This is a genomic window from Endozoicomonas sp. SESOKO3 (genome assembly GCF_024606255.1).
Genome location: NZ_JAHHPR010000808.1, coordinates 1 through 1,925, shown reverse-complemented (window position 1 = coordinate 1,925; position 1,925 = coordinate 1). Strand labels below are relative to the sequence as shown.

At 48.3% G+C, this 1,925-nt stretch carries 2 protein-coding genes and 1 pseudogene; all 3 read left to right on the top strand.

Annotation, left to right across the window (positions count from 1 at the left end; genetic code table 11):
• The first annotated feature begins 3 nt into the window (after positions 1-3).
• Positions 4-69: an RbsD/FucU domain-containing protein gene (locus KDK18_RS14820; RefSeq protein ID WP_373691178.1), complete on the top strand. Its 66-nt coding sequence runs from the start codon at positions 4-6 to the stop codon at positions 67-69.
• A gap of 117 nt (positions 70-186) precedes the next feature.
• A complete protein-coding gene (gene rbsA, locus KDK18_RS14500) occupies positions 187-1,695 on the top strand; it encodes a ribose ABC transporter ATP-binding protein RbsA (protein ID WP_257255644.1) in 1,509 nt (502 codons plus the stop codon).
• 11 nt (positions 1,696-1,706) lie between these two features.
• Positions 1,707-1,925, top strand: a pseudogene (locus KDK18_RS14495) (hypothetical protein); the annotation flags it as partial.

Sequence of the window (1,925 nt, the reverse complement as noted above, 5' to 3'; positions counted from 1 at the left end):
GCAGTGGTTCGTACCGGGGAATGCACACCCTATGCCAATGTTATTCTGAAATCTGGCGTTGCTTTTTAAAACAGCCTTGAGCTGATTAACAGCCTTGAGCCGATTAAGAGCATGAACATGAAATGCCGTCGCTTTCATACCTCTGAAAATGGCATTGTCGTTGTGAGCAGTCTTTAGGAGGATGTGGTGAGTACCCAGTCAAAATCTGAACCTGTTTTCCAGATGAAAGATGTCATCAAGATATTTCCCGGTGTTCGGGCTCTGGATGGCGCCTGCTTAAATATTTATCCTGGCCGGGTAATGGCACTCTTGGGAGAAAACGGTGCCGGCAAGTCAACTCTCATGAAAGTCATGACGGGTATCCACAGGTGTGATGAAGGCCAGCTGAAGTACCACGGTGATGACGTGGTTTTCAGGAGTTCCAGAGATTCCCGGGAGCGCGGTGTCAGCATTATCCATCAGGAGCTGAACCTGATTCCTGAATTGTCTATTGCCGAGAATATTTTTCTGAGTCGTGAACCTATGGGGCGATTCGGCAGAATTGACTGGAAAACCATGCGTGAGGAAGCGCAGAAACTGCTCGATCTGCTGGATGTGCCGTTTGATCCCTCAACACCAGTGGGCAAGCTGAGTATTGGTGTTCAGCAGATGGTAGAAATTGCCAAGGCGCTGTCGTTTTCATCGCAGGTGATTGTAATGGACGAGCCGACAGATGCTCTAACCGATAAAGAGACTGAAAGTCTGTTCAAAGTGATTCGCCAGCTGCGCAGTGAAGGTAAGGGCATCGTTTATATCTCCCACCGTCTGCAGGAAATTTTCCAGATCTGTGATGACGCTACCGTCATGAGGGATGGTCGTTTTATTGCTGAAACGCCGGTATATCAGCTGACTGAGGACGACATCATCGAACAGATGGTAGGTCGCTCCCTTGAAGAACAGTATCCCCGCATTGAAGTAGAAACCGGTGCCCTGGCGCTGGAGGTGAAAAATCTTTCTGCCCCGGGTGTTAAAGGTATCAGTTTCCAGCTGAAAGAAGGTGAGATCCTTGGAATCTCAGGCCTGATGGGCGCAGGACGAACTGAACTGATGAAAGCTCTTTACGGTGCGAATGCCGCCCAGTCTGGCGAAATCCGGGTAGCGGGTGAAGCAAAGCAAATTAAAACGCCGGCTGAAGCTTTGCAGTCAGGGATTGTCTATATCTCTGAAGACCGTAAAGGGGATGGTCTGGTGCTGGAGCTTTCGGTGTCTGAAAACATGAGTCTCTGCAGCCTGAAACGATTCCAGAGTGCTATCGGGAAGATTAATCGCAGCCGCGAGATGGACTCGGTTCAACACTTCATTAAAGCCTTCAATATCAAAACCCCTTCGGCTAAACAGCTGATCAAGAATCTCAGCGGTGGTAACCAGCAAAAAGTGGCCATCGCTAAGGGTTTGATGATCAATCCAAGAGTGCTGATCCTGGACGAGCCTACCCGTGGCGTTGATGTTGGTGCCAAGAAAGAAATCTACCAGTTAATCAACGAATTCAAGAATAAGGGCATGAGTATTTTGCTGGTGTCGTCTGACATGCCGGAGGTTCTTGGCATGAGTGACCGGGTTCTGGTGATGCATGAAGGAAAAATTACCGGTGAATTTGATCGTCAGGAAGCCACCCAGGAAAAATTGATGCGTTGTGCCGTTGGTAAGGCAGCGTAAGAGGAAATATTATGACTGAAAAAACCTTACGGTCAGGTGCATTCAGCCTTGGGCTTACAGGCAGCCCTGAGCATGTAAAGAGCAGCGTTAGTAAGTTCCGCATCAATAAAGATTTTCTGTTCGAGTACAAATCTGTTATTGCCCTACTGATCTTCATGGTGGCGGTCTCCATGATCAGTGACAGCTTTTTCAGCACTAACAATATGCTGAATATCCTGCGACAGACTTCT